The organism is Salmonella sp. A29-2 (genome assembly GCF_020150755.1).
GTDB classification, from domain to species: domain Bacteria; phylum Pseudomonadota; class Gammaproteobacteria; order Enterobacterales; family Enterobacteriaceae; genus Salmonella; species Salmonella enterica.
This window is the reverse complement of the sequence record NZ_CP083731.1, coordinates 1,228,282-1,251,968: the sequence shown is the minus strand read 5'-3', so window position 1 is coordinate 1,251,968 and position 23,687 is coordinate 1,228,282. Positions and strand designations below refer to the sequence as shown.

16 protein-coding genes are annotated in these 23,687 nt (G+C 54.1%); 7 read left to right on the top strand and 9 right to left on the bottom strand.

Features of this window, described 5'->3' with window-relative positions:
* Positions 1-3: 3 nt before the first annotated feature.
* Entirely contained in the window at positions 4-1,017 is a 1,014-nt protein-coding gene (asrC, locus tag K8W53_RS06025) for a sulfite reductase subunit C (RefSeq protein ID WP_000020685.1), read from the top strand.
* On the opposite strand, the gene K8W53_RS06020 is transcribed toward asrC, so the two are convergent.
* Both K8W53_RS06020 and K8W53_RS06015 read right to left on the bottom strand, forming a co-directional pair.
* Positions 1,018-2,004 carry a nickel/cobalt transporter gene (locus K8W53_RS06020; RefSeq protein WP_023223775.1) on the bottom strand — a complete coding sequence of 329 codons (987 nt, stop codon included), beginning with the start codon at positions 2,002-2,004 and terminating at the stop codon, positions 1,018-1,020.
* Positions 1,995-2,633, bottom strand: coding sequence for a DUF1007 family protein (locus tag K8W53_RS06015; RefSeq protein ID WP_000805728.1), 639 nt, complete (start codon positions 2,631-2,633; stop codon positions 1,995-1,997). The genes K8W53_RS06020 and K8W53_RS06015 overlap by 10 nt, the downstream gene beginning before the upstream one ends.
* A gap of 125 nt (positions 2,634-2,758) precedes the next feature.
* Between K8W53_RS06015 and csiE the strand changes: the two genes are divergently transcribed.
* Entirely contained in the window at positions 2,759-4,036 is a 1,278-nt protein-coding gene (gene csiE, locus K8W53_RS06010) for a stationary phase inducible protein CsiE (RefSeq protein ID WP_000982961.1), read from the top strand.
* Here csiE and K8W53_RS06005 read toward each other — a convergent pair.
* Positions 4,031-5,170, bottom strand: a complete 1,140-nt coding sequence (locus tag K8W53_RS06005; protein ID WP_001173729.1) for a 3-phenylpropionate MFS transporter — start codon at positions 5,168-5,170, stop codon at positions 4,031-4,033. The genes csiE and K8W53_RS06005 overlap by 6 nt on opposite strands.
* Before the next feature lie 195 nt (positions 5,171-5,365).
* Entirely contained in the window at positions 5,366-6,619 is a 1,254-nt protein-coding gene (glyA, locus tag K8W53_RS06000) for a serine hydroxymethyltransferase (RefSeq protein ID WP_000919178.1), read from the bottom strand.
* 324 nt (positions 6,620-6,943) lie between these two features.
* Between glyA and hmpA the strand changes: the two genes are divergently transcribed.
* From hmpA to dtpD, 5 genes are all read left to right on the top strand, one after another.
* On the top strand, positions 6,944-8,134 hold the full coding sequence (gene hmpA, locus K8W53_RS05995; protein ID WP_000883152.1) for an NO-inducible flavohemoprotein: 1,191 nt from the start codon (positions 6,944-6,946) through the stop codon (positions 8,132-8,134).
* Positions 8,135-8,315: 181 nt separating this feature from the next.
* On the top strand, positions 8,316-9,860 hold the full coding sequence (cadC, locus tag K8W53_RS05990; protein ID WP_001187145.1) for a lysine decarboxylation/transport transcriptional activator CadC: 1,545 nt from the start codon (positions 8,316-8,318) through the stop codon (positions 9,858-9,860).
* A 360-nt stretch (positions 9,861-10,220) separates the two neighbouring features.
* Positions 10,221-11,552 (top strand): cadaverine/lysine antiporter, encoded by a 1,332-nt coding sequence (cadB, locus tag K8W53_RS05985; RefSeq protein WP_000100008.1) that lies wholly within the window; start codon positions 10,221-10,223, stop codon positions 11,550-11,552.
* An 82-nt stretch (positions 11,553-11,634) separates the two neighbouring features.
* Positions 11,635-13,779: a lysine decarboxylase CadA gene (gene cadA / locus K8W53_RS05980; protein ID WP_001100652.1), complete on the top strand. Its 2,145-nt coding sequence runs from the start codon at positions 11,635-11,637 to the stop codon at positions 13,777-13,779.
* Between the two features lie 55 nt (positions 13,780-13,834).
* Positions 13,835-15,295 (top strand): dipeptide permease DtpD, encoded by a 1,461-nt coding sequence (gene dtpD / locus K8W53_RS05975; protein WP_000856793.1) that lies wholly within the window; start codon positions 13,835-13,837, stop codon positions 15,293-15,295.
* A gap of 48 nt (positions 15,296-15,343) precedes the next feature.
* Here the strand turns inward: dtpD and glnB are convergent, their stop codons facing one another.
* The 5 genes from glnB to purL form a co-directional block, all read right to left on the bottom strand.
* Positions 15,344-15,682, bottom strand: a complete 339-nt coding sequence (gene glnB / locus K8W53_RS05970) for a nitrogen regulatory protein P-II (protein ID WP_000717694.1) — start codon at positions 15,680-15,682, stop codon at positions 15,344-15,346.
* A 76-nt stretch (positions 15,683-15,758) separates the two neighbouring features.
* Positions 15,759-17,093, bottom strand: coding sequence for a two-component system response regulator GlrR (glrR, locus tag K8W53_RS05965; protein ID WP_024131115.1), 1,335 nt, complete (start codon positions 17,091-17,093; stop codon positions 15,759-15,761).
* Complete coding sequence (gene qseG / locus K8W53_RS05960) at positions 17,093-17,857, bottom strand: two-component system QseEF-associated lipoprotein QseG (RefSeq protein WP_001054234.1); 765 nt, start codon at positions 17,855-17,857, stop codon at positions 17,093-17,095. Before qseG ends, glrR begins: the two co-directional genes overlap by 1 nt.
* A 1-nt stretch (position 17,858) precedes the next feature.
* Positions 17,859-19,289 carry a two component system sensor histidine kinase QseE/GlrK gene (qseE, locus tag K8W53_RS05955; RefSeq protein WP_001676035.1) on the bottom strand — a complete coding sequence of 477 codons (1,431 nt, stop codon included), beginning with the start codon at positions 19,287-19,289 and terminating at the stop codon, positions 17,859-17,861.
* 504 nt (positions 19,290-19,793) lie between these two features.
* The gene (purL, locus tag K8W53_RS05950; protein ID WP_024147954.1) at positions 19,794-23,681 is read right to left on the bottom strand and encodes a phosphoribosylformylglycinamidine synthase; all 3,888 of its coding nucleotides are present in this window, start codon (positions 23,679-23,681) and stop codon (positions 19,794-19,796) included.
* Positions 23,682-23,687 lie beyond the last annotated feature (6 nt).

The following is a 23,687-nucleotide window of genomic DNA, read 5'->3' as shown; positions in this document are numbered from 1 at the left end:
ATCATGAGCATTGATATTGATATCATTAAAGCCCGTGCGAAAAACGAATATCGCCTGTCAAAAGTGCGCGGCGAAGCCATGATCAGCGTCCGCATTCCCGGTGGTATTTTGCCTGCGCATTTGCTAACGGTGGCGCGTGACATCGCCGAAACCTGGGGCAACGGACAAATTCACCTCACTACCCGCCAGAAGCTGGCGATGCCGGGTATCCGTTACGAAGATATCGACAACGTGAACGCTGCGCTGGAGCCATTTCTTCGCGAGATTGAAATAGAACTGTGCGACGTCCAGGTTGAGGATACCAAAGCGGGCTATCTCGCTATTGGCGGGCGAAATATTGTCGCCTGTCAGGGGAACCGCATTTGCCAGAAAGCCAACACTGACACGACCGGTCTGTCCCGTCGTCTTGAAAAACTGGTCTATCCCAGCCCTTATCATCTCAAAACGGTCATCGTTGGCTGCCCGAATGATTGCGCGAAGGCGTCAATGGCCGATCTGGGAATTATTGGAGTGGCGAAAATGCGCTTCACTGCCGATCGTTGTATCGGCTGCGGCGCCTGCGTGAAGGCCTGTAGTCACCACGCGGTAGGCTGCCTGGCGCTGAAGAACGGCAAAGCGGTCAAAGAAGAGTCCGCCTGTATCGGCTGCGGCGAGTGCGTGCTGGCCTGTCCGACGCTGGCCTGGCAACGTAAGCCGGATCAGCTCTGGCAAGTCCGTCTGGGCGGACGCACCAGTAAAAAGACGCCGCGCGTCGGCAAGCTCTTCCTCAACTGGGTGACTGAAGATGTGATAAAGCAGGTGATCGTTAACCTGTATGAATTTGAAAAAGAGATGCTCGGCGGAAAACCGATCTATCTCCATATGGGCCATCTGATCGACAAAGGCGGCTACCTGCGTTTTAAAGAACGGGTACTGCGCGGCGTTCAGCTCAATCCGGAAGCGATGGTCGCCGAACGCATTTACTGGGCCGAAGACGAATCCGTCGCGCGGATGCATCTCAAACCCGCCGGGCACTAATCAACCACGCCATGGCCGCAGCCCGCCCACAGGCTGCGGCACGCTAAACCACATGACCAGCGCCGCAACAAGCAGTATGACCCCTCCGGCCAGCGCCAGCGTTGACCAGCCTACCTGCCGCCATAACGCCGGCGCTTTGTTTCCACTGAGTTTCACCGCCAGAGCACGAAAAGTGTGTACCAGCAGCGCCAGCGAGGTAATCGTTAGCGAGGTTCCCGCCGCCATTGCCAGTACCGACGCCATTCCCCAGCTAAAAACGCCAATCACTTTACTGAATAACAGCACCATTATCGCGCCGGAACAGGGCCGCATCCCCATAGACAGTACGATCATGAGTCGCGCGCGCCAGTCATCGCCGCTATGCAATTGTTCCTGCGTCGGTAAATGCTGATGTCCGCAGCCGCATTTTTCATGGTGAACATGGCGCGGCGTAAAAGCGATAAAGGCAGGTTTACGTAGCAGCGCGCGTAACCTTTTTATGGCCCGCCAGCACAGCAAGATGCCCAGCCCGCCAACTAACGCATAGCTCCCCTTTTCCAGCCAGAAACCGCTCAGATGGAGCTGCCTGGCCGGAAGTTGCAATACGGTCAGCACGCCCACCACCAACCCGATAGCCACGAGCCCCTGTAATAACGCGGCGGCGAGGGTTAGCACGATACTTGATTTCAGCTTCGAAGGATGCGTCGCCAGCCATGTCGCGATCACCACTTTGCCGTGTCCCGGCCCCAGCGCATGAAGCACGCCATACATAAAACTCAGCAGAAGCAACGATCCGCCCGCCCGCTCAGGATGCGTCGCCACCGCATTAAGCAGCGCGCTCAACTGCTGATTTACGTCCCGCTGCCAAAGAGCGCTTTTCAACATCACCTGCGGCCAGGCCTGCCATATCCACAGACCGCCAACCAGCATCAGCAGCAGGAATAACGCCAATGGCCACAGCGAGAGCCAGCGTCGCCCCGGAGTGCGTTGAGAAAAAATTACTGACATTGCAAGGTCACCGTTTGGGCAAACTGTTTACCTAAATCCATATCCTCCGGCGGCGCGTCCTCTTTATCCAGCGACTGGGCGAAACGTAGCGTCTCTTCGCCGGGCGCAGGAGTATAAACCTGAATCCGACACTTTTCGCGCAGCGGTTCCGGCATCGTGATATCGCTGTCCTGGTCATAATGCATATCGACATAATAAGAGGGATCAAACGTTGAAAAGGTATAAGTCTGTCCGCTTAACGGCTGCGGTTCAGCCAGCGGTAGCGTAAAGGTCAATACCGCCTGATGCGCGTCACGCGTCATACCGTATTCTGTCGGCCTGTTTTTAAACTTCACTTTCGCGCCATTGCGCCACACTTCTGTAAAGTAGTGCTGCCCAAGTACGTTAGCCATCACTTCCGCCGCCAACTTTTTCCATATTTCTGACCCCGGTGCCGCGTTTCCGGCGTCATACAGCAGATCTGCGGACGTCAGCGCGTCCATTGTCCAGCGCATTTTTAACGCCACAAATTGCTCATTTTCACTGACCACCTGCGTTTGCAGACGGATGAAGCTGTGCGGATGCGCCGCCGCCACGAAAGATAAAACGGCAAGAAATAGTGTTAAGGCGCTGCGTTTCACTGGCTTCATCTGTTCCTCGCGATAAAAATTCTGTGACGTTCCTCAGCATTCCTGGCCTAAAAGCACGCTTATCACATTTTTCACACGCAAACTTTAGCTATCCTTACCAGACAAACTAACGGGAGACCTGACAGATGATGCCGACAATTGCCCCACCATCTGTACTTTCCGCTCCCCAGCGCCGCTGTCAGGTATTGCTGACGCTTTTCCAGCCGGAGCCAATTGCCACGGTGGAAATCTTCAGCGCGCTTAATGGCGTTGATGATGATACTGCCCGTGAGGATATCACTGAGACAAGCCTGGAGATCCAGCGCTATCATCGCCTTGCCATCACAACATGCCAGAACGGTTGCTATCGGATCGAAGGTACAGCACTCGATCAGCGCCTTTGCCTTTTACACTGGCTCAGGCGCGGCCTGCGTTTATGCCCGACCTTCGTCACGCAACAGTTTACCCCGGCCTTAAAAAACGCGCTAAAGCAGCGCGGTATCGCGCGTCCGCTGTATGACGATATTAATCTGCACGCGCTCATTAATCTGTGCGCCCGCCGGTTGCAAAAACCATTTGAACATCGCGACGTGCAGTTCCTGCGTCTCTTTTTACAGTATTGTCTGCTACAACACCATGCCGGCATCACCCCGGAATTCAACCCTGTGCAGCAGATTTGGGCGCAGTCGTGCGCGGAATATCCACTCGCCCAGGAAATTGGTCGTCACTGGCAACGCCACGTGATGCAGGCCGCACCGCTCAATGAAGCGCTGTTTATGGCGTTACTGTTTTCAATGATTCGCCTCCCCGACCCGATTCGCGACACGCATCAACGGGCGCAGCAACTGCGACTGGAGGTGGCGCGGCTGGTGCTGCGCTTTCGAGAAAAAGGGAACGTACGCTTCAGCGACGAACAAGGGCTTAACGATCAGCTGTATGTCCATCTCGCCCAGGCGCTGAACCGAAGTTTATTCACGATTGGCATCGATAATACGCTTCCGGAAGAGTTTAACCGTCTTTATCCGCGTCTGGTTCGCACCACACGTGAGGCGCTCGCCGGGTTTGAAGCCGAATATGGTATCCACTTTTCCGAGGAAGAGACGGGGCTGGTGGCTGTGATTTTCGGCGCCTGGCTAATGCAGGATAACGATTTGCATGAGAGACAGATCGTATTGTTAGCGGATAAAAATGATGCGCTGGAGACGCATATTGAGCAGCAACTGCGTGAACTGACCCTGTTGCCGCTGAATATCAGACGGATATCGCTCCAGGCGTTTCAAAAAGAGGGATGCCCGCGCGGCGTAGCGCTGATTGTTACCCCTTACGCCACGCCGCTACCGCTCTTCTCACCGCCATTAATTCATGCGGATCGCGCCCTCACAGAGCACCAACAGCAGCAGATCCGCAAGATCCTGGAATCATGACGCGGCAACCACTTTGGGCCGAAGGAAGATAGCGGGCAATGCCACCAGCGCCATAATCCAGAATACGCCGCCGCCCAGATGTTGATACAGAAAACCGGCAAATACCGTCATAATCGCGATACTGCCGCCCATCGCCACAGCGGAATAGACGGCCTGCAAACGAATCACCTCGCTTCCCTGACGCGCAGCGATATAGCGCATAGCGGCCAGATGGCAAACGGTAAACGTGCCACAGTGCAGGATTTGTATCACAATCAGCCACGGCAACGCCGTACTCCAGCCCATAAGTCCCCAGCGTACCACGCCGCACACAGCGGAAAGCAACAGCAAGTCGCGGGCGCTAAACCGGCGGAATAGCTTTTTACTCAGGGCGAAAATGATCACTTCCGCCACCACGCCCAACGACCATAAATAGCCGACCGCCGATGCTGAATAGCCAGCCCCCTGCCAGTAGATGGCGCTAAAACCGTAGTAGGCGGCGTGCGCCCCTTGCAGCAAACAGACGCAGGCGAGAAAACGCCAACTTTGTGCCACCAGCGTACGCCAGGCGGGCCAGCCTGCGCTCTCCTGCTGACGGCTTTCCCCTTGTGGCGGCACGCTGGGACGTAACAACATACCCAGCAACATCGAGGCGACGCCGAGCGTCAGTAGCGCCAGAATCGCCTGGTAATCGTATAAACTCACCAGCTTACCGGTCAGCGCCGACCCTATCACGAAGGCGATGGACCCCCACAGCCGCACCCGACCATAGTCCAGGGTAATTTGCTTTTGCCAGGTATTGGCCAGCGCATCGGTCAGCGGCACCAGTGGTGAAAAGAAGAGGTTAAACCCAACCATCACCACCATTAGCCACGCGACATGCGTTCCTGCCCAAAATGCCAGCGCAAATACCAGCGTCAGCAATGCCAGTACGCGCAGCGCGGAGATCAACCGCGAAGGATCGCTTACGCGAGGCGCAATGAGCAGACTACCGAGAAAACGCGCGACCAGACCCACGCCCAGCAGAAGACCGATGGTTTCCGGCGTTAGCCCAAGACCTTTGAGCCAGACGCTCCAGAAGGGCAGAAAAATACCGTAACTAAAGAAGTAGGTGAAATAACTGAGCGCCAGCCAGCGCGTGGAATGCAATGCCATGATTCCCTCCCGTTTGGAGGCGATAGTCTGGCGGTAAACGGTTGCGCTGGCAAGGGTAACATAAGATTAACAAGCGGAGGGAGAAGTTCAAACGGCAACGCCGCCGGATAATGACTTCCGGCGGCGTCACGTTATGGCGCATAAGTAATGCCCGACAGACGCAGCGCCATCGGGCCATTCTCACAACACAAGCGCTTACGCGTAAACCGGGAAGCGGGCGCAGATATCCAGCACTTTCGCTTTCACGCGTTCAATGGTGGCTTCATCATTGATGTTGTCCAGCACGTCACACATCCAGCCAGCCAGCTCTTTCACTTCCGCTTCTTTGAAGCCGCGACGAGTGACCGCCGGAGAACCGATACGGATACCGGAGGTCACGAATGGGCTCTTAGGATCGTTCGGCACGCTGTTTTTGTTTACGGTGATGTTGGCGCGGCCCAGCGCGGCGTCAGCTTCTTTACCGGTCAGGTTTTTATCCACCAGGTCCAGCAGGAACAGGTGGTTTTCAGTGCCGCCAGACACCACTTTGTAGCCGCGGTTCAGGAACACTTCTACCATCGCTTTGGCGTTTTTCGCCACCTGCTGCTGGTAAACTTTGAACTCCGGCTCCATCGCTTCTTTCAGCGCTACCGCTTTACCCGCGATCACGTGCATCAGCGGGCCGCCCTGCGCGCTTGGGAACACGGCGGAGTTCAGTTTTTTATACAGCTCTTCATCGCCGCCCTTCGCCAGGATCAGGCCGCCGCGCGGACCCGCCAGGGTTTTGTGGGTGGTGGTGGTGACAACGTGAGCGTGCGGAACCGGGTTCGGGTAAACGCCTGCGGCAATCAGGCCCGCCACGTGCGCCATGTCGACAAACAGGTATGCGCCGATGCTGTCAGCGATTTCACGCATTTTTGCCCAGTCAACCACGCCAGAGTAGGCAGAGAAGCCACCGATAATCATCTTCGGCTTGTGCTCTTTGGCCAGCTTCGCCATCTCGTCATAGTCAATTTTACCGGACTCATCGATACCGTAAGGTACGATGTTGTACAGTTTACCGGAGAAGTTAACCGGGGAGCCGTGAGTCAGGTGGCCGCCCTGCGCCAGGTTCATACCCAGAACGGTATCGCCCGGCTGCAGCAGCGCGGTGTAAACAGCGAAGTTAGCCTGAGAACCGGAGTGCGGCTGCACGTTAGCGTAGTCGGCGCCGAACAGTTCTTTCGCGCGGTCGATAGCCAGCTGCTCAACGACATCAACGTATTCGCAACCGCCGTAGTAGCGCTTGCCCGGATATCCTTCAGCGTATTTGTTGGTCAGCTGAGACCCCTGCGCCTGCATCACGCGCGGGCTGGTGTAGTTTTCGGAGGCGATCAGTTCGATGTGCTCTTCCTGACGTACTTTTTCCTGCTCCATAGCCTGCCACAACTCGGCATCATAATCGGCAATGTTCATTTCACGCTTTAACATCCGCATCTCCTGACTCAGCTAACAATAAAATTTGTGCCTGAAAAGGCAGTCCGTGGGACTTCGGCCAACAGTATAACCGAATCATTCTTCGATAACAGGTCTTGACAAAGGTTTTTACGCAAACGATTACCTATGCATCAGATAAGGGTTTCCTGAACGAGAGTCTGACGAATTTCAACGGATTTCTTTTCAGCTTTGTGATGCAGATTTTTCACGTTGTTACATCCATAACGTAAAGCAGAGAAGAACCATTTACAATGCAAGGGTATTTTTATAAGATGCATTTGATATACATCATTAGATTTTCACATAAAGGAAGCACGTATGCTTGACGCACAAACCATCGCTACAGTAAAGGCCACCATTCCCCTGCTGGTTGAAACAGGACCGAAACTGACCGCCCACTTCTACGACCGTATGTTTACGCATAACCCGGAGCTCAAAGAAATCTTCAATATGAGCAACCAGCGTAACGGCGATCAGCGTGAAGCCCTGTTTAATGCTATCGCGGCCTACGCCAGCAATATCGAAAATTTACCGGCGTTGCTGCCGGCGGTAGAAAAAATCGCGCAGAAGCACACCAGCTTCCAGATTAAGCCGGAGCAGTACAACATCGTCGGGACGCATCTGCTGGCGACGCTGGACGAAATGTTCAACCCGGGCCAGGAGGTGCTGGACGCGTGGGGCAAAGCCTATGGCGTACTGGCTAACGTCTTTATCCATCGGGAAGCCGAGATTTATCACGAGAACGCCAGCAAAGACGGCGGCTGGGAAGGCACGCGCCCCTTCCGCATCGTTGCGAAAACCCCGCGTAGCGCACTGATCACCAGCTTTGAGTTTGAACCGGTCGACGGCGGTACGGTGGCGGAATACCGTCCCGGGCAGTATCTGGGCGTCTGGCTGAAGCCGGAAGGTTTTGCGCATCAGGAGATCCGCCAATATTCACTGACCCGTAAACCCGATGGCAAAGGGTACCGTATTGCCGTGAAGCGTGAAGACGGCGGCCAGGTATCAAACTGGTTACACCATCACGCCAGCGTAGGCGATGTGGTACATCTGGCTGCGCCGGCAGGTGACTTCTTTATGAATGTCGCCGCTGATACCCCCGTTTCGCTGATTTCCGCTGGCGTCGGCCAGACGCCGATGTTAGCGATGCTCGATACGCTGGCGAAAGGACAGCATACCGCGCAGGTGAACTGGTTCCACGCGGCGGAGAACGGCGACGTCCATGCGTTTGCCGACGAAGTGAGCGAGCTGGGTCGTACACTGCCGCGTTTCACTGCCCATACCTGGTACCGCGAGCCAACCGAGGCCGATCGCGCCCAACGCGTCTTTGACAGCGAAGGGCTGATGGATTTAAGCAAACTGGAAGCCGCGATCAGCGATCCGGCAATGCAGTTCTATCTTTGCGGCCCGGTAGGCTTTATGCAGTTTGCCGCAAAACAACTGGTTTCACTTGGCGTGAATAACGAAAACATTCATTACGAATGCTTCGGCCCGCATAAAGTGCTGTAATTGCAAGAAATCCGCTGAAAAAACGGGCGTTATCGTTAAGGCGAACGCCCGTTTTCCTCCCCGTTCTCCTGCTTATTGCGCTGCTTTTTATGCCTTTCTTTTACAAAAAAGGGGAATAAAAAAAGTCTGTGCAAATCGTGTTATTATTAACGTTTGACTTAGCTCGTTAGGGCATCTTTTTATGCAGCAACCTGTTGTACGCATTGGAGAGTGGCTGGTTACACCTTCTGTTAATCAGATCAGTCGTCAGGGACGCCAGATTACTCTTGAACCACGGCTGATCGATCTTCTGATGTATTTTGCGCATCATCCGGATGAAGTGTTAAGCCGGGATAACATTATTGATCATGTCTGGATGCGCACCATCGTGACCAACCATGTTGTCACCCAAAGCATTTCTGAACTACGCAAATCATTAAGAGATGGCGGAGACAGCAATGCGGAATACATCGTTACCGTACCTAAACGCGGCTATAAGCTGACGGCGCCGGTTATCTGGTGCGAAGAAAATAGCGATGAGATCGATAATTCATCAACGTCGCCGCCGCCGCCGATCGCAGCAACGAATGCAGAACCGACAGAGGGGGCTACTGCCGCTACGCCTGTGCCGCCCGCCTCTTTGCAAACGCCGACTAAAAAGGCGAAAAAGCCGCGTATCGCCGCTTTCTGGACGTGGGTAATGTTCCTACTCTCGCTGGCGACGCTGGTGGTGTTTATCGTGATGTCGGTGGTAGATCATAATGCCGCGGTAACAAAAACGCGGTTATTACTTAACCCACGAGATATAGATGTTCGTTTTGAAGGCGGCAATTCCTGTAATAACTGGGTCTCGCAGGAGTCCTACGCCATCGGTCTGGGCGGCTTAATCACCGACCTGCTGAACACCTACTCGACCTTTATGGTGCACGATAAAACCAATTACCGGGTCAATGAGCCAAGCAGCTCCGGTAAGACGTTAACCATTCAGTTTGTCAATCAGCGCCACTATCGGGCGCAGCAGTGCTTTATGTCTGTTGTGCTCATTGATAACGCCGATGGTTCAACCATGCTGGATAAGCGTTATTTCGTCACCAATACTAACCAGTTGTCCATCCAGGATGATCTGTTTAATAGCCTGTCTTTCGTTTTAACACAGCCCTGGCCTAATCGTATGCGAGAACAACTGGCCCTGTTCAGAACGCCGCAAAATACCGCGCTGATGCGTTTTTATGAGGCGCGCCAGCTTATTCTGAGCGGCGATGCGCAGGCGCTAAGTAAAGCCAGCGATATTCTGAATGGCATTATTAAGGAAACGCCTGATTTCAACTATGCCTATGAATATAAAGTGCTGGTAGATGTATTACGGCAATCACAACAGCCGTTTGATAAAGAACAAGTGGCTGCGCTGAACGAAGAGTTTAAAAAAATAGATCAAATTCCGGGCGTTGAGAAAACGTCTGTTTATTATAAAATCAAGACCGTTGATCTTTTGGGCAAAGGTGATATCGATGCAGCGTATGAGGAAATCAATAAAAGCATCGAGCTTGAAATGTCGTGGTTTAACTATGTCCTGTTGGGGAAAGTTTACGAAATGAAAGGTGAGAATCGTCTGGCCGCTGATGCCTATCTGACCGCCTTTAATTTACGTCCAGGTGAAAACACTCTGTACTGGATCGAGAACGGCGTATTTCAGACATCCGTTCAGAAAATTGTCCCTTATCTGAATAGTTTTCTGGCAGAAGATTAAATTTAACGCTGAACCATGACAAATAAAAGCGAAAAGATATTAAATTTTTCGCTTTTATTTTGTGAAAAATATGTTGCCAAAAATAGCTTATGTTAATTTTGGCAACATATTCATCGCAAAGAAATGTAAATATAACCCTTTGTAATTAAACAATGTTTATCCTTTCATGATATTTTCCATGATATTTATATGTTAATTCAAAAAAATCAATCTATCAGTTTTTTCATGTTTGTGTTTATTTCACTTTTTCTTTAGGACTTATCTCAACCCATTCGTTAATCTTGTCGACAGTTGAACGGGCACGCAGCATACATGAAGCATAAGCCCGGTTCTTAAAAATACAGCTCAGGAGAAATGAACATGAGTTCTGTCAAAAAGATCGGGCTATTTGCCTGTACTGGCGTCGTTGCCGGTAATATGATGGGGAGCGGGATTGCATTATTACCCGCCAACCTTGCCAGTATTGGTGGCATTGCCATCTGGGGCTGGGTAATTTCTATTATTGGGGCAATGTCGCTGGCTTATGTTTATGCGAGGCTGGCAACCAAAAACCCTCAACAGGGTGGCCCTATCGCTTATGCTGGGGAAATATCTCCGGCGTTTGGTTTCCAGACCGGCGTTCTTTATTATCACGCAAACTGGATTGGTAACTTAGCCATCGGTATTACCGCTGTTTCTTATCTTTCTACGTTCTTCCCGGCATTAAATAATCCAATACCGGCAGGTATTGCCTGTATTGCTATCGTCTGGCTGTTCACCTTTATTAATATGCTGGGTGGGGCCTGGGTCAGCCGCTTGACAACGATTGGCCTATTCCTGGTGCTGATCCCGGTAGTCTTGACCGCAGTCGCCGGCTGGCATTGGTTCGATATCGCGACCTATCACGCGAACTGGAACACGTCCACGACGACCGACTCTCACGCCATTGTTAAAAGTATTCTGCTCTGCCTGTGGGCGTTCGTTGGCGTTGAGTCTGCCGCCGTCAGCACCGGCATGGTGAAAAACCCGAAACGCACCGTACCGCTGGCAACCATGCTGGGTACCGCGCTGGCAGGCATCATCTATATCGCCGCGACTCAGGTTATCGCCGGGATGTTCCCAGCTTCCGTTATGGCCTCTTCCGGCGCGCCGTTCGCTATCAGTACCTCCACGATTCTGGGTGGCTGGGCTGCGCCGCTGGTTTCCGCCTTTACCGCTTTCGCCTGCCTGACGTCTCTGGGCTCCTGGATGATGCTGGTCGGCCAGGCTGGGGTTCGCGCCGCCAACGACGGCAACTTCCCGAAAATTTACGGTGAAATGGATAAAAACGGTATTCCGAAAAAAGGTCTGCTGTTGGCTGCGGTGAAAATGACGGCGCTGATGATTCTGATCACCATCATGAACTCCAGCGGCGGTAAAGCGTCCGACCTGTTCGGCGAACTGACCGGGATTGCCGTACTGCTTACCATGCTGCCGTACTTCTACTCCTGTGTTGACCTGATTCGCTTCGAAGGGTTCAACATCCGTAACTCGGTAAGCCTGATTTGTTCTGTACTGGGCTGCGCATTTTGCTTCATCGCACTGATGGGCGCCAGCTCCTTCGAACTCTCCGGCACCTTTATCGTCAGTCTGATCATCCTGATGTTCTACGGTCGCAAAATGCACCAGCGCCAGAACAACGACAGCGACAACAATACGGCTGAAGCGCTTTAACCGCTAACTCCTTTTTCTCAAAGCCCCTTTCGTCACCTGCTATAGCGTAGCGGGAGGGGCCCACTTTACCAGGAACAAGACTATGAACGTTATTGCTATCATGAACCACATGGGCGTCTACTTTAAAGAAGAGCCTATTCGTGAACTGCATCGTGCACTGGAAGGTTTAAATTTCCGTATCGTCTATCCAAACGACCGAGAAGACCTGCTGAAGCTGATTGAAAATAACTCCCGCCTTTGCGGCGTCATTTTCGACTGGGATAAATATAACCTTGAGCTTTGCGAAGAGATTAGCAAGCTGAACGAGTATATGCCGCTGTACGCCTTCGCCAACAGCTACTCTACGCTGGACGTCAGCCTCAACGATCTGAGAATGCAGGTTCGCTTCTTTGAATATGCTTTAGGCGCCGCAGCCGATATCGCGGCGAAAATTCGCCAGAATACCGATGAATACATCGACAATATTCTGCCGCCGCTGACAAAAGCACTGTTCAAATATGTGCGCGAAGGGAAATATACTTTCTGTACGCCTGGCCACATGGGCGGGACCGCTTTCCAGAAAAGCCCCGTCGGCAGCATCTTTTATGATTTCTTCGGCCCGAACACGATGAAATCCGATATTTCGATTTCCGTTTCCGAACTGGGTTCGCTGCTGGACCACTCCGGCCCGCATAAAGAAGCAGAAGAGTATATCGCCCGCGTCTTTAACGCCGAACGTAGCTACATGGTGACGAACGGCACCTCTACGGCGAACAAAATCGTCGGTATGTACTCCGCGCCGGCAGGCAGCACGGTACTGATTGACCGTAACTGCCATAAATCGCTGACCCATCTGATGATGATGAGCGACATTACGCCGATTTATTTCCGCCCAACCCGTAACGCCTACGGTATTCTTGGCGGTATCCCGCAAAGCGAGTTCCAGCACGCCACTATCGCTAAACGGGTAAAAGAGACGCCTAACGCAACCTGGCCGGTCCACGCTGTTATTACTAACTCAACCTATGACGGTCTGTTGTATAACACTGACTACATCAAGAAAACTCTGGATGTGAAGTCCATTCATTTTGACTCCGCCTGGGTGCCTTATACCAATTTCTCCCCTATTTATCAGGGTAAATGCGGTATGAGCGGCGACCGTGTAGAAGGCAAAATCATTTATGAAACCCAGTCCACGCATAAACTGCTGGCGGCGTTTTCACAGGCATCCATGATTCATGTTAAAGGCGACATTAACGAAGAAACCTTTAACGAAGCCTACATGATGCATACCACCACTTCTCCGCACTACGGTATCGTAGCGTCTACTGAAACCGCAGCGGCGATGATGAAAGGTAATGCGGGTAAACGCCTGATTAACGGCTCTATTGAACGTGCGATTAAATTCCGTAAAGAAATTAAACGCCTGAAAAGCGAATCTGACGGCTGGTTCTTTGACGTATGGCAGCCGGAACATATCGATGGAGCTGAGTGCTGGCCGCTGCGTTCAGATAGCGCATGGCATGGCTTCAAAAATATCGATAACGAACACATGTACCTCGACCCGATCAAAGTCACTATCCTGACGCCGGGGATGAAGAAAGACGGTACGATGGATGAATTCGGTATTCCGGCAAGTCTGGTCGCCAAATATCTCGATGAACGCGGCATCATCGTAGAAAAAACCGGTCCATACAACCTGCTGTTCCTGTTCAGCATTGGTATCGACAAAACCAAAGCTCTGAGCCTGCTGCGCGCGCTCACTGAATTTAAACGCGCCTTTGACCTGAACCTGCGCGTCAAAAACATTCTGCCGGCACTGTACCGCGAAGCGCCTGAGTTTTATGAAAATATGCGCATCCAGGAACTGGCGCAGAATATTCATAAACTGGTCGAACATCATAATCTGCCGGACTTAATGTACCGTGCGTTTGAAGTGCTGCCGAAAATGGTGATGACGCCGTATACTGCGTTCCAGAAAGAGCTGCATGGCGAAACGGAAGAGGTGTATCTTGAAGAGATGGTTGGACGCGTCAACGCCAACATGATCCTTCCTTACCCTCCGGGAGTGCCGCTGGTGATGCCTGGTGAAATGATCACCGAGGAAAGCCGTCCGGTACTGGAATTCCTGCAAATGCTGTGCGAAATCGGCGCCCACTATCCGGGCTTCGAAACCGATATCCACGGCGCCTATCGTCAGGCAGACGGACGTTACACCGTTAAAGTGCTGAAAGAAAATACGAAATAAGTACCAAAGGGAAGTGGCTTGCCACTTCCCTTTTTTCACGCAGCAAGGAGACTTTATGAAAACACCCTCACAACCGCGCGCGATTTTTTACATCGTGGCGATTCAAATTTGGGAATACTTCAGCTTTTACGGCATGCGTGCCTTACTCATCCTTTATCTTACCCACCAGCTTGGTTTTAATGACAGCCACGCGATCAACCTCTTCAGCGCCTACGCCTCTTTAGTTTACGTTACCCCTATTCTTGGCGGCTGGCTTGCCGACCGTCTGCTTGGCAACCGCGTGGCGGTTATCACCGGCGCCCTGTTGATGACGCTGGGTCATGTGGTATTGGGCTTAGAATCTGATTCAACGCTGAGTTTATATGCGGCGCTGGCCATTATTATCTGCGGCTACGGCTTGTTTAAATCCAATATTAGCTGTCTGCTGGGAGAACTTTACGCCCCTGATGACAACCGCCGCGACGGGGGCTTCTCGCTGCTCTACGCCGCCGGGAATATTGGATCGATAGCCGCGCCGATCGCCTGTGGTCTGGCGGCGCAGTGGTATGGCTGGCATGTCGGCTTTGCGCTGGCGGGCGTGGGAATGTTCATCGGCCTGCTCATCTTTTTAAGCGGTCATCGCCACTTTCAGCAGACGCGTGGTGTTAATCGCCCCGCGCTGCGGGCGGTTAAATTCGCCCTTCCAACCTGGGGTTGGCTGGTATTAATGCTGTGTATCGCGCCGGTATTCTTCACCCTCCTGCTGGAAAATAACTGGTCTGGCTATGTGCTGGCCATTGTCTGCGTCTTCGCGGCGCAACTTATCGCCCGTATTATGGTTAAATTTCCCGAACACCGTCGCGCCTTGTGGCAAATCGTTCTGTTAATGATCACCGGCACTCTCTTCTGGGTTCTGGCGCAGCAGGGCGGAAGTTCGATCAGTTTATTCATCGACCGTTTTGTCAACCGCCACTGGCTGAACATGACCGTCCCCACCGCATTGTTCCAGTCGGTCAATGCGATTGCGGTGATGGCGGCGGGCGTGGTGCTGGCGTGGCTGAGCAGCCCGAAAGAGAGCGCCCGCTCGGTGCTGCGCGTCTGGCTTAAATTTGCCGTGGGACTGGTATTAATGGGCGGCGGTTTTATGCTGCTGGCGCTAAACGCGCATCAGGCCCGGTTAGACGGGCAGGCATCAATGGGAATGATGATCGCAGGGCTGGCGCTGATGGGCTTTGCGGAGCTGTTTATTGATCCGGTCGCGATGGCGCAAATTACCCGCCTCAACCTGCCTGGCGTCACGGGCGTGCTGACCGGTATTTATATGCTGGCGACCGGCGCGGTCGCTAACTGGCTGGCTGGCGTCGTCGCGCAACAAACCACGGAATCGCAAATTAGTGATACGGCGGTAGCCGCCTACGGACACTTTTTCTCGCAAATGGGCGAGTGGACGCTAAGTTGCGTGGCGCTGATCGTCGCCATTGTCGGCCTGAGATGGGTTTGCACCCGGACTACATCGGCGCTACCGCAGGGCGATTAAACGGTGGTTCGCTGCCCACAAGGAGGAGACGGGCAGCGAATCGGCACATCAGATAGCCGCGTCGTCTTCTTCGCCAGTACGGATACGAATAACGCGGGCGACATCAAAGACAAAGATCTTACCGTCGCCGATTTTCCCCGTCTGCGCGGTACGAATGATGGTGTCAACACAGGTATCCACGATGTCGTCAGGCACAACGATTTCAATTTTTACCTTCGGCAGAAAATCCACCATATATTCCGCGCCGCGATACAGCTCGGTGTGGCCTTTTTGACGGCCAAAGCCTTTGACTTCGGTGACCGTCATGCCGGTAATACCTACCTCGGCCAGCGCTTCACGGACATCGTCCAGCTTGAAGGGTTTAATAATCGCATCAATCTTTTTCATGCTATTCCTTGAAAAGGTCGCCTGTGTTTTGATCGGTTAAACGTAACATATTTCGCGCTACTTTACGGCATGAAAACTACTCTTTGAAATCATTCGCATCCAGTTCGTGACGGGAGAGTAGCTTATAGAATTCCGTGCGGTTGCGCCCCGCCATCCTTGCCGCGTGCGTCACGTTACCTTTGGTAATTTGCAGTAACTTGCGCAGATAGTTCAGTTCAAATTGGTTTCGCGCTTCGGCAAAAGTTGGCAGCGCGGTGTTTTCGCCTTCCAGCGCCTGCTCGACCAACGCATCGCTGATCACCGGCGAAGAGGTTAACGCCACGCATTGTTCAATGACGTTGACCAGTTGGCGCACGTTGCCCGGCCAGCTTGCCGTCATCAGCCGTTTCATTGCATCAGTAGAAAAGGCGCGAACAAACGGTTTATGCCGCTGTGCCGACTGTCTGAGCAGATGATTAGCCAGCAGCGGAATATCCTCGGTACGCTCCGCCAGCGCCGGAATTTTCAGGCTCACGACATTCAGCCGGTAGTACAAATCTTCACGAAATTCGCCCCGCGCCATCGCCTTCGGCAGATCGCGGTGCGTCGCGGAAATAATTCGCACGTCGATATCAATATCGCGATTGCTGCCCAGCGGTCTGACTTTGCGCTCCTGTAACACCCGCAGCAGCTTCACCTGTAACGGCGCGGGCATATCGCCAATTTCATCCAGAAACAGCGTGCCGCCTTCCGCCGCCTGGAACAACCCTTCACGATTGCTCACTGCGCCGGTAAAGGCGCCGCGCGCATGGCCGAATAATTCGGACTCCAGCAACTGTTCCGGTAACGCGCCGCAGTTGATGGCGACAAACGGCTTGTTACTGCGCGGGCTGGCATTATGAATCGCCTGTGCGAAAATCTCTTTTCCGGTGCCGCTTTGTCCGTTAATCAATACGCTGACATCCGACTGCGCGACCATGCGCGCCTGTTCAAGCAGTCGCAGCATCAGCGGGCTACGGGTAACGATAGCGTTGCGCCAGCTATCGTCCGTCGCGGGAGCGGACTGTTCCAGCGCTTCATCTATCGCTTTATATAACGCGTCTCTGTCGATCGGCTTCGTCAAAAAGCTGAATACGCCTTTCTGGGTAGCGGCCACCGCATCCGGAATAGAACCATGCGCCGTCAGAATGATAACCGGCATTCCCGGCTGTACTTTCTGAATTTCTGTGAACAGTTGCATACCATCCATTTCGTCCATGCGCAGGTCGCTTATTACCAGATCCACTTTTTCCCGATGTAGTACCCGTAGTCCTTCCTGGCCGCTCTCTGCGGTCACGACGCTGTATCCTTCACTGGTAAGGCGCATACCGAGCAATTTCAGTAATCCGGGATCGTCATCGACCAGCAGCAGGTGCGCCGGTTTACGGCTTATCATGGCGTTACCTCATCTTGTGACGGCGACGGCGCCGCGCCATCTTCAGACGTCGCGGGTTTGTCATTCGTATGCGGCGTATCGGCGTTGTAATTCCCTGCCGGTTTTCGTGTCGAAAGCTGGCGCTCAATGTCGGTTAAACTCTCCAGCTTACGGGTGGTAAGATCGAGCTGCGTTTGCAAGGCCTGTTGCTGCTGGCGCAGCGCATCCAGCTCACTATCTGACGTTTGCTGGAGTTTGCTATAACGCTGACGTTCGGCAGAAAGTGCTAATTGCAGCGCCTGACCGTCATGCCAGATTTGGTAGACGGGCCGTACCTGAGCCGGTATTTGCGCGCTTAACGCCTCCAGACGGGTCACTATGGCGCGCCGCTCCGGCGGCGTAATTTTTGCATCCGCCAGTAAAATCCCGCGCCTGAAGGCATTTTGCCAGTTATCATCCGTCAACGCGCGCGCCTCTGCGCGCGACTGAACCGGCATCAGACGATCGGCGCAGTCAATCGTGCGTAGCCAGTACAGCGGATTCGTCTCCACCGCCTGCCCGCGTAGCGACCAGATATCCGCGCACGCCGTCGGGAGATAATCCGCCAGTTGATAATGGGGGAGCGTGTCCTGCGCTGCGCTACCGGGCAGTTGCTGTGCAGCATGGGGAACACATGCGGTCAGCGCCAGACACGATATGCCCACCGGTATTCCCCACCGCAAAAGGCATCGTTTAATAGTTTGGACGAAAACGTGTGACATACGCACCAGGCTTAAATTCATATTAGTGTTTGTCAGATGCAGGCAGCGGCAGCGAGATGCGAAAACAAACTTCCTGCGCTTTGTCATCCACCAGTTGGATCTCTCCCTGCATTCGACGAATACAATCTCTGGCGATACTTAGCCCTAACCCACTGCCTTTTACCGCCCCTTTTCGCTGGTGGCTTCCCTGGAAAAAAGGCTCAAAAATCATTTCTCTTTCAGTTTGCGGAATCGGCTCGCCGCTATTAACCACATCGATATAAACCGTGGAGCCCTGAGAGCGGCTACGGATACAAATGTTACCGGATTCAGCGCCATAGTGCACCGCGTTGGAATAGAGATTATCCAGCACGCTCATCAGCAACATGGGCTCTGCTATACAGCGTTCGGCCTCCAGGTCGACATCGGTATGCATCATTTTAGCGCGGGCAGGCAAACTGTGGGCGGAAACCACCATATCCACAAGCGGCGCGATATCGACCGCTTCCAGCTCTGTGGCACTGTCTACCAGTTTCCGGTTGTAATCAAGCAATTGCTCAATCAATTTTTGTAAATTACGACTGCTGTCATCCAGAATATCGACCACCTCTTTTTGCTCCGGCGTCAGCGGCCCAACCACCTGATCGGCCAGCAGCTCTGTCCCCTCGCGCATACTGGCCAGCGGGGTTTTCAGCTCATGGGACAGGTGACGTAGAAACTGATGGCGCTGGGATTCCAGCCACGCCAGACGCTCACTCAGCCAGATAATGCGCTGCCCCACCGATCGTAATTCACGCGGACCGGTAAAGGTGACGGTATTCCCCAAAGAGCGGCCTTCGCCCAGGCGATTAATCATCCGTTCAATTCCCTTCACCGGCCCGATAATCATGCGGGTAAAAAGCAGCACCATCGCCAGGCTCACCAGAAATAGCACCAGCGCCTGCCAGCCGAAAAATTGTCCGCGCTCGGCGATTTCTTGTTGTAACTGCTGCCCGCGCGAGTAAACCACAGTACGCGTCGCCTGCACCATTTCCGTATTAGCGTTGGCAAAGGCCTCCAGACGCGCGGCCGCTGCCGCTTCCGGGCCGCTATCTTTACACTGCAATTGCGCCAGCGCGTTTAAATCCTGGCGTAACGCCTGATACAACTTATCATCCGGCAAGACGCCGGCATGGGCGTCCAGCATATCGCTATAGCGCTTACGCTGGCTTTGATACACTTTTGCCAGCGTCGGATCGTCAAGCACACAATACTGTCGGTAGCTTCGCTCCATCTCCAGCGCGACGTTGGTCATCGCCTCACTGCGCCGGGCGTCAATAAGCGTGCTGCGGTTAGTCACCGCAGCCTGATCGCTTAACGCGTTAAGGCTTTGCCACGCCTGCCAGGCCAGAACCAGCAACGGCAGCAGGATCAGCAAAAAGGCCAGCATGACCAATTGTCGTAAAGAACGGGGGAAAACAGACCATCGCTTCAACGTGTCGCTCACATAAAAGAAGAATAAAAAAGATGCTAACCGAGGGAAGCGCCAGATACAACAAAGCCGGGCTAAACCCGGCTTTGTTATGGAATAAGGCGGTGCCTAACTCGACGTTTCGCCCGGAGGTTGATAAAGCTACGCTATTATCAGAAGTTGGACGGCAGGCACCTTGTTGTGCGTCATTCGAAGTTTATGTAGCGCGTCCCTAAGGGGCTGACATAAGAAGGTGAATGAGCCACTGGTTATCATTATGCAGTAATTGTGCCAGGTTGCAAAACAATTAATTAACATGATGATTTTAATATATTTTATAACTTAACCTCACTCTGGCGCTAACGAGCAAAACTTAAGCAATATGTCGCCAAAAGGCAACACTAAACACCATCACCTTAATATTAATCGAAAAACAATGAGTTAAGTGTCACCTTTTAGCGACACTGTATTTAGGGTGATGTCGGCATTTCGCGACACCACCCAAATACGGGACGGCGACGAATGGAACTACCCTAGCTGCTTACGCGCATTACGGAAGATACGCATCCACGGGCTATCCTCGCCCCAGTTTTCCGGGTGCCAGGAGTTGGCGACGGTGCGGAATACGCGTTCCGGATGCGGCATCATAATCGTCACCCGACCGTTTTCGGTCGTCACCGCCGTGATGCCGTCCGGCGAACCGTTCGGGTTAGCCGGATAGGTTTCGGTCACCTTACCAAAGTTATCAACGTAGCGCAGGGCGACCAGGCCTTTGCTCTCAAGCGCGGCAAGATGCGCATCGTCACGCACCTCAACGCGCCCTTCCCCATGGGAAACCGCAATCGGCATCTGTGAGCCTACCATTCCTTGCAGCAGCAGCGATGGGCTTTGCGTCACTTCTACCAGGCTGAAGCGGGCTTCGAAGCGGTCAGAATGGTTACGTACAAAACGCGGCCACAGTTCGCTGCCCGGGATCAGCTCGCGCAGATTCGACATCATCTGGCAACCGTTGCACACGCCCAGCGCCAGCGTCTGCGGACGATGGAAGAAGGTTTCGAATTCGTCGCGCACCCGATGGTTAAACAGAATGGATTTCGCCCAGCCTTCGCCCGCCCCCAGCACGTCGCCGTAGGAAAAGCCGCCGCAAGCCACCAGCGCATGGAAGTTACCCAGACCGATACGACCGCCCAGCAGGTCGCTCATATGGACGTCAATCGCGTCAAAGCCCGCACGATGGAACGCCGCCGCCATCTCCACGTGAGAGTTCACCCCCTGCTCGCGCAGTACAGCGACTTTCGGTCGTGCGCCTGTCGCAATGTACGGCGCGGCGATATCTTCATTAATATCAAACGACAGCTTCACGTTGAGGCCCGGATCGGCATCATTCGCTTTCGCCTCGTGTTCCTGGTCAGCACATTGCGGATTGTCGCGCAGACGCTGCATCTGCCAGGTGGTTTCCGCCCACCAGACACGCAGCGTAGTGCGGCTTTCGCTGAATACCGTCTGGTCATTAGCGGTAATTACAAAGCGATCGCCAGCCAGGGCCTGACCAAGGTAGTGGACGCAGTCAGCAAGGCCGTACTGCGCCAACAGCGCTTCGACCGCGTCTCTGTCTTCAGCGCGTACCTGAATCACGCCGCCCAGCTCCTCGTTGAACAGTGCGGCCAGATGGTCATCGCCCAGCGCGGCGATATCGACCTGCACGCCGCAGTGGCCGGCAAAGGCCATCTCGGCCAGCGTCACCAGCAGACCGCCGTCGGAACGGTCATGCCAGGCCAGTAATTTACGCGCAGCGACCAGCGCCTGCATGGCGTCATAGAAGCCTTTCAGTTGCGCGACGTCACGCACGTCCGCGGGTTTGTCGCCAAGCTGACGATAGACCTGCGCCAGCGCCGTTGCGCCCAGCGCGTTGTGGCCCTTGCCAAGATCGATCAGCAACAAGGCGTTATCTTCCGTTGACAGCTGCGGCGTAAGGGTGTGACGCACGTCTTCCACGCGGGCAAACGCGGAAATCACCAGCGACAGCGGCGAGGTCATTTCGCGCTGTTCGTTGCCTTCCTGCCAGCGGGTTTTCATCGACATCGAATCTTTGCCCACCGGAATCGTCAGGCCAAGCTGCGGACAGAGTTCCTCTCCCACCGCTTTAACCGCGTCATACAAACCGGCATCTTCGCCAGGATGACCGGCTGCCGCCATCCAGTTAGCGGAAAGCTTAATGCGCTTGATATCGCCAATCTGCGTCGCGGCAATGTTAGTCAACGCTTCACCGACGGCCAGACGGGCGGAGGCGGCAAAGTCCAGCAGCGCCACCGGCGCGCGCTCGCCAATCGACATCGCTTCGCCGTAGTAGCTGTCGAGGCTGGCGGTAGTGACCGCGCAGTCAGCCACCGGGACCTGCCACGGGCCAACCATCTGGTCACGCGCCACCATACCGGTGACGGTACGGTCGCCAATAGTGACAAGGAAGGTTTTTTCCGCCACGGTCGGCAGATGCAGAACACGATTTACCGCGTCGGCAATCGTGATATCCGCGCGGTTCAGCGCATCGCCTTTCGCCTTCAATGTTTGCACATCGCGGGTCATTTTCGGCGTTTTGCCCAGCAGGACATCCAGCGGCAGGTCGATCGGCTGATTGTCGAAATGGTTATCATGCAACGAGAGATGCTGTTCTTCGGTAGCGTCGCCAATGACCGCATACGGCGCGCGTTCGCGCTTACACAGTTCGTCGAACAGCGGCAACTGGTCAGCCGCGACCGCCAGCACATAGCGCTCCTGGGATTCGTTACACCAGATTTCCAGCGGGCTCATGCCCGGCTCGTCGCTAAGAATGTCGCGCAGTTCGAATTTCCCGCCGCGCCCGCCGTCGCTCACCAGCTCCGGCATGGCGTTGGAGAGACCGCCCGCGCCCACATCATGGATAAACAGGATTGGGTTGGCGTCGCCCAACTGCCAGCAGCGGTCGATCACCTCCTGGCAACGACGCTCCATTTCCGGGTTGTCGCGCTGTACGGAAGCAAAATCGAGGTCAGCGTCAGATTGGCCGGAGGCCATTGAAGAAGCCGCCCCGCCGCCGAGGCCGATATTCATCGCCGGGCCGCCAAGGACGATCAGCTTCGCGCCGACGACGATCTCGCCTTTCTGCACGTGATCGGCGCGAATGTTACCGATCCCGCCCGCCAGCATGATCGGCTTATGGTAGCCGCGCAGCTCTTCACCGTTATGGCTGTTCACTTTCTCTTCATAAGTACGGAAGTAACCGGTCAGCGCCGGGCGACCAAATTCGTTGTTAAACGCCGCGCCGCCCAGCGGACCTTCGGTCATGATATCCAGCGCGGTGACAATACGTTCCGGCTTGCCAAAATCCTCTTCCCACGGCTGTTCAAAGCCCGGAATACGCAGGTTGGAAACGGAGAAGCCCACCAGCCCGGCTTTTGGTTTCGCGCCACGCCCGGTGGCGCCTTCATCACGAATTTCGCCGCCGGAACCGGTCGCCGCCCCCGGCCACGGAGAGATGGCGGTTGGGTGGTTATGCGTTTCGACCTTCATCAGAATGTGCGCGGGCTCCTGATGAAAATCGTAACGGCCGGTATTGTGGTCGGCGAAGTAGCGCCCCACCGCAGATCCTTCCATCACCGCGGCATTGTCTTTATAGGCAGAGAGCACATAGTCCGGCGTGGTTTCGAAGGTGTTTTTAATCATTTTAAACAGCGACTTCGGCTGCGGTTTACCGTCGATAATCCAGTCGGCGTTAAAAATCTTGTGGCGGCAGTGCTCGGAGTTCGCCTGGGCGAACATGTACAATTCGATATCGTTCGGGTTGCGCCCCAGTTTGGTAAACGCCTCCTGCAAATAGTCGATTTCATCTTCCGCCAGCGCCAGACCAAGACGCAGGTTGGCGTCAATTAACGCCTGACGGCCTTCTCCCAGCAGATCGACACTGGAAACCGGCGCAGGCTGATGGTGGATAAACAGTTTTTCCGCATCGGTTAAAGAAGAGAACACCGTCTCCATCATACGGTCGTGCAGCTCTGCGGCCACTTGTCGCCACTGTTCCGCCGTCAACGTCGAAGCCTCGATATAGTACGCTACGCCGCGCTCCAGCCGATCAACCTGTTGCAGGCCGCAGTTGTGGGCGATATCCGTTGCTTTTGAAGACCAGGGGGAGATGGTACCAGGACGCGGTGTGACCAACAGGAGTTTACCCGCCGGCGTATGGCTGTTAAGCGCCGGGCCGTATTGCAACAGACGGGTAAGCTGCGCCTGCTCGCTATCATTTAACGGGGCGTTCAGGTCAGCAAAATGGACATACTCAGCGTATATATTGTGGACCTGGAGGTTGGCAGCCTGAAAGCGCGCCAGCAGTTTATTGATACGGAATGCAGACAGTGCAGGCGAACCACGCAGAATTTCCATCATAAGTCT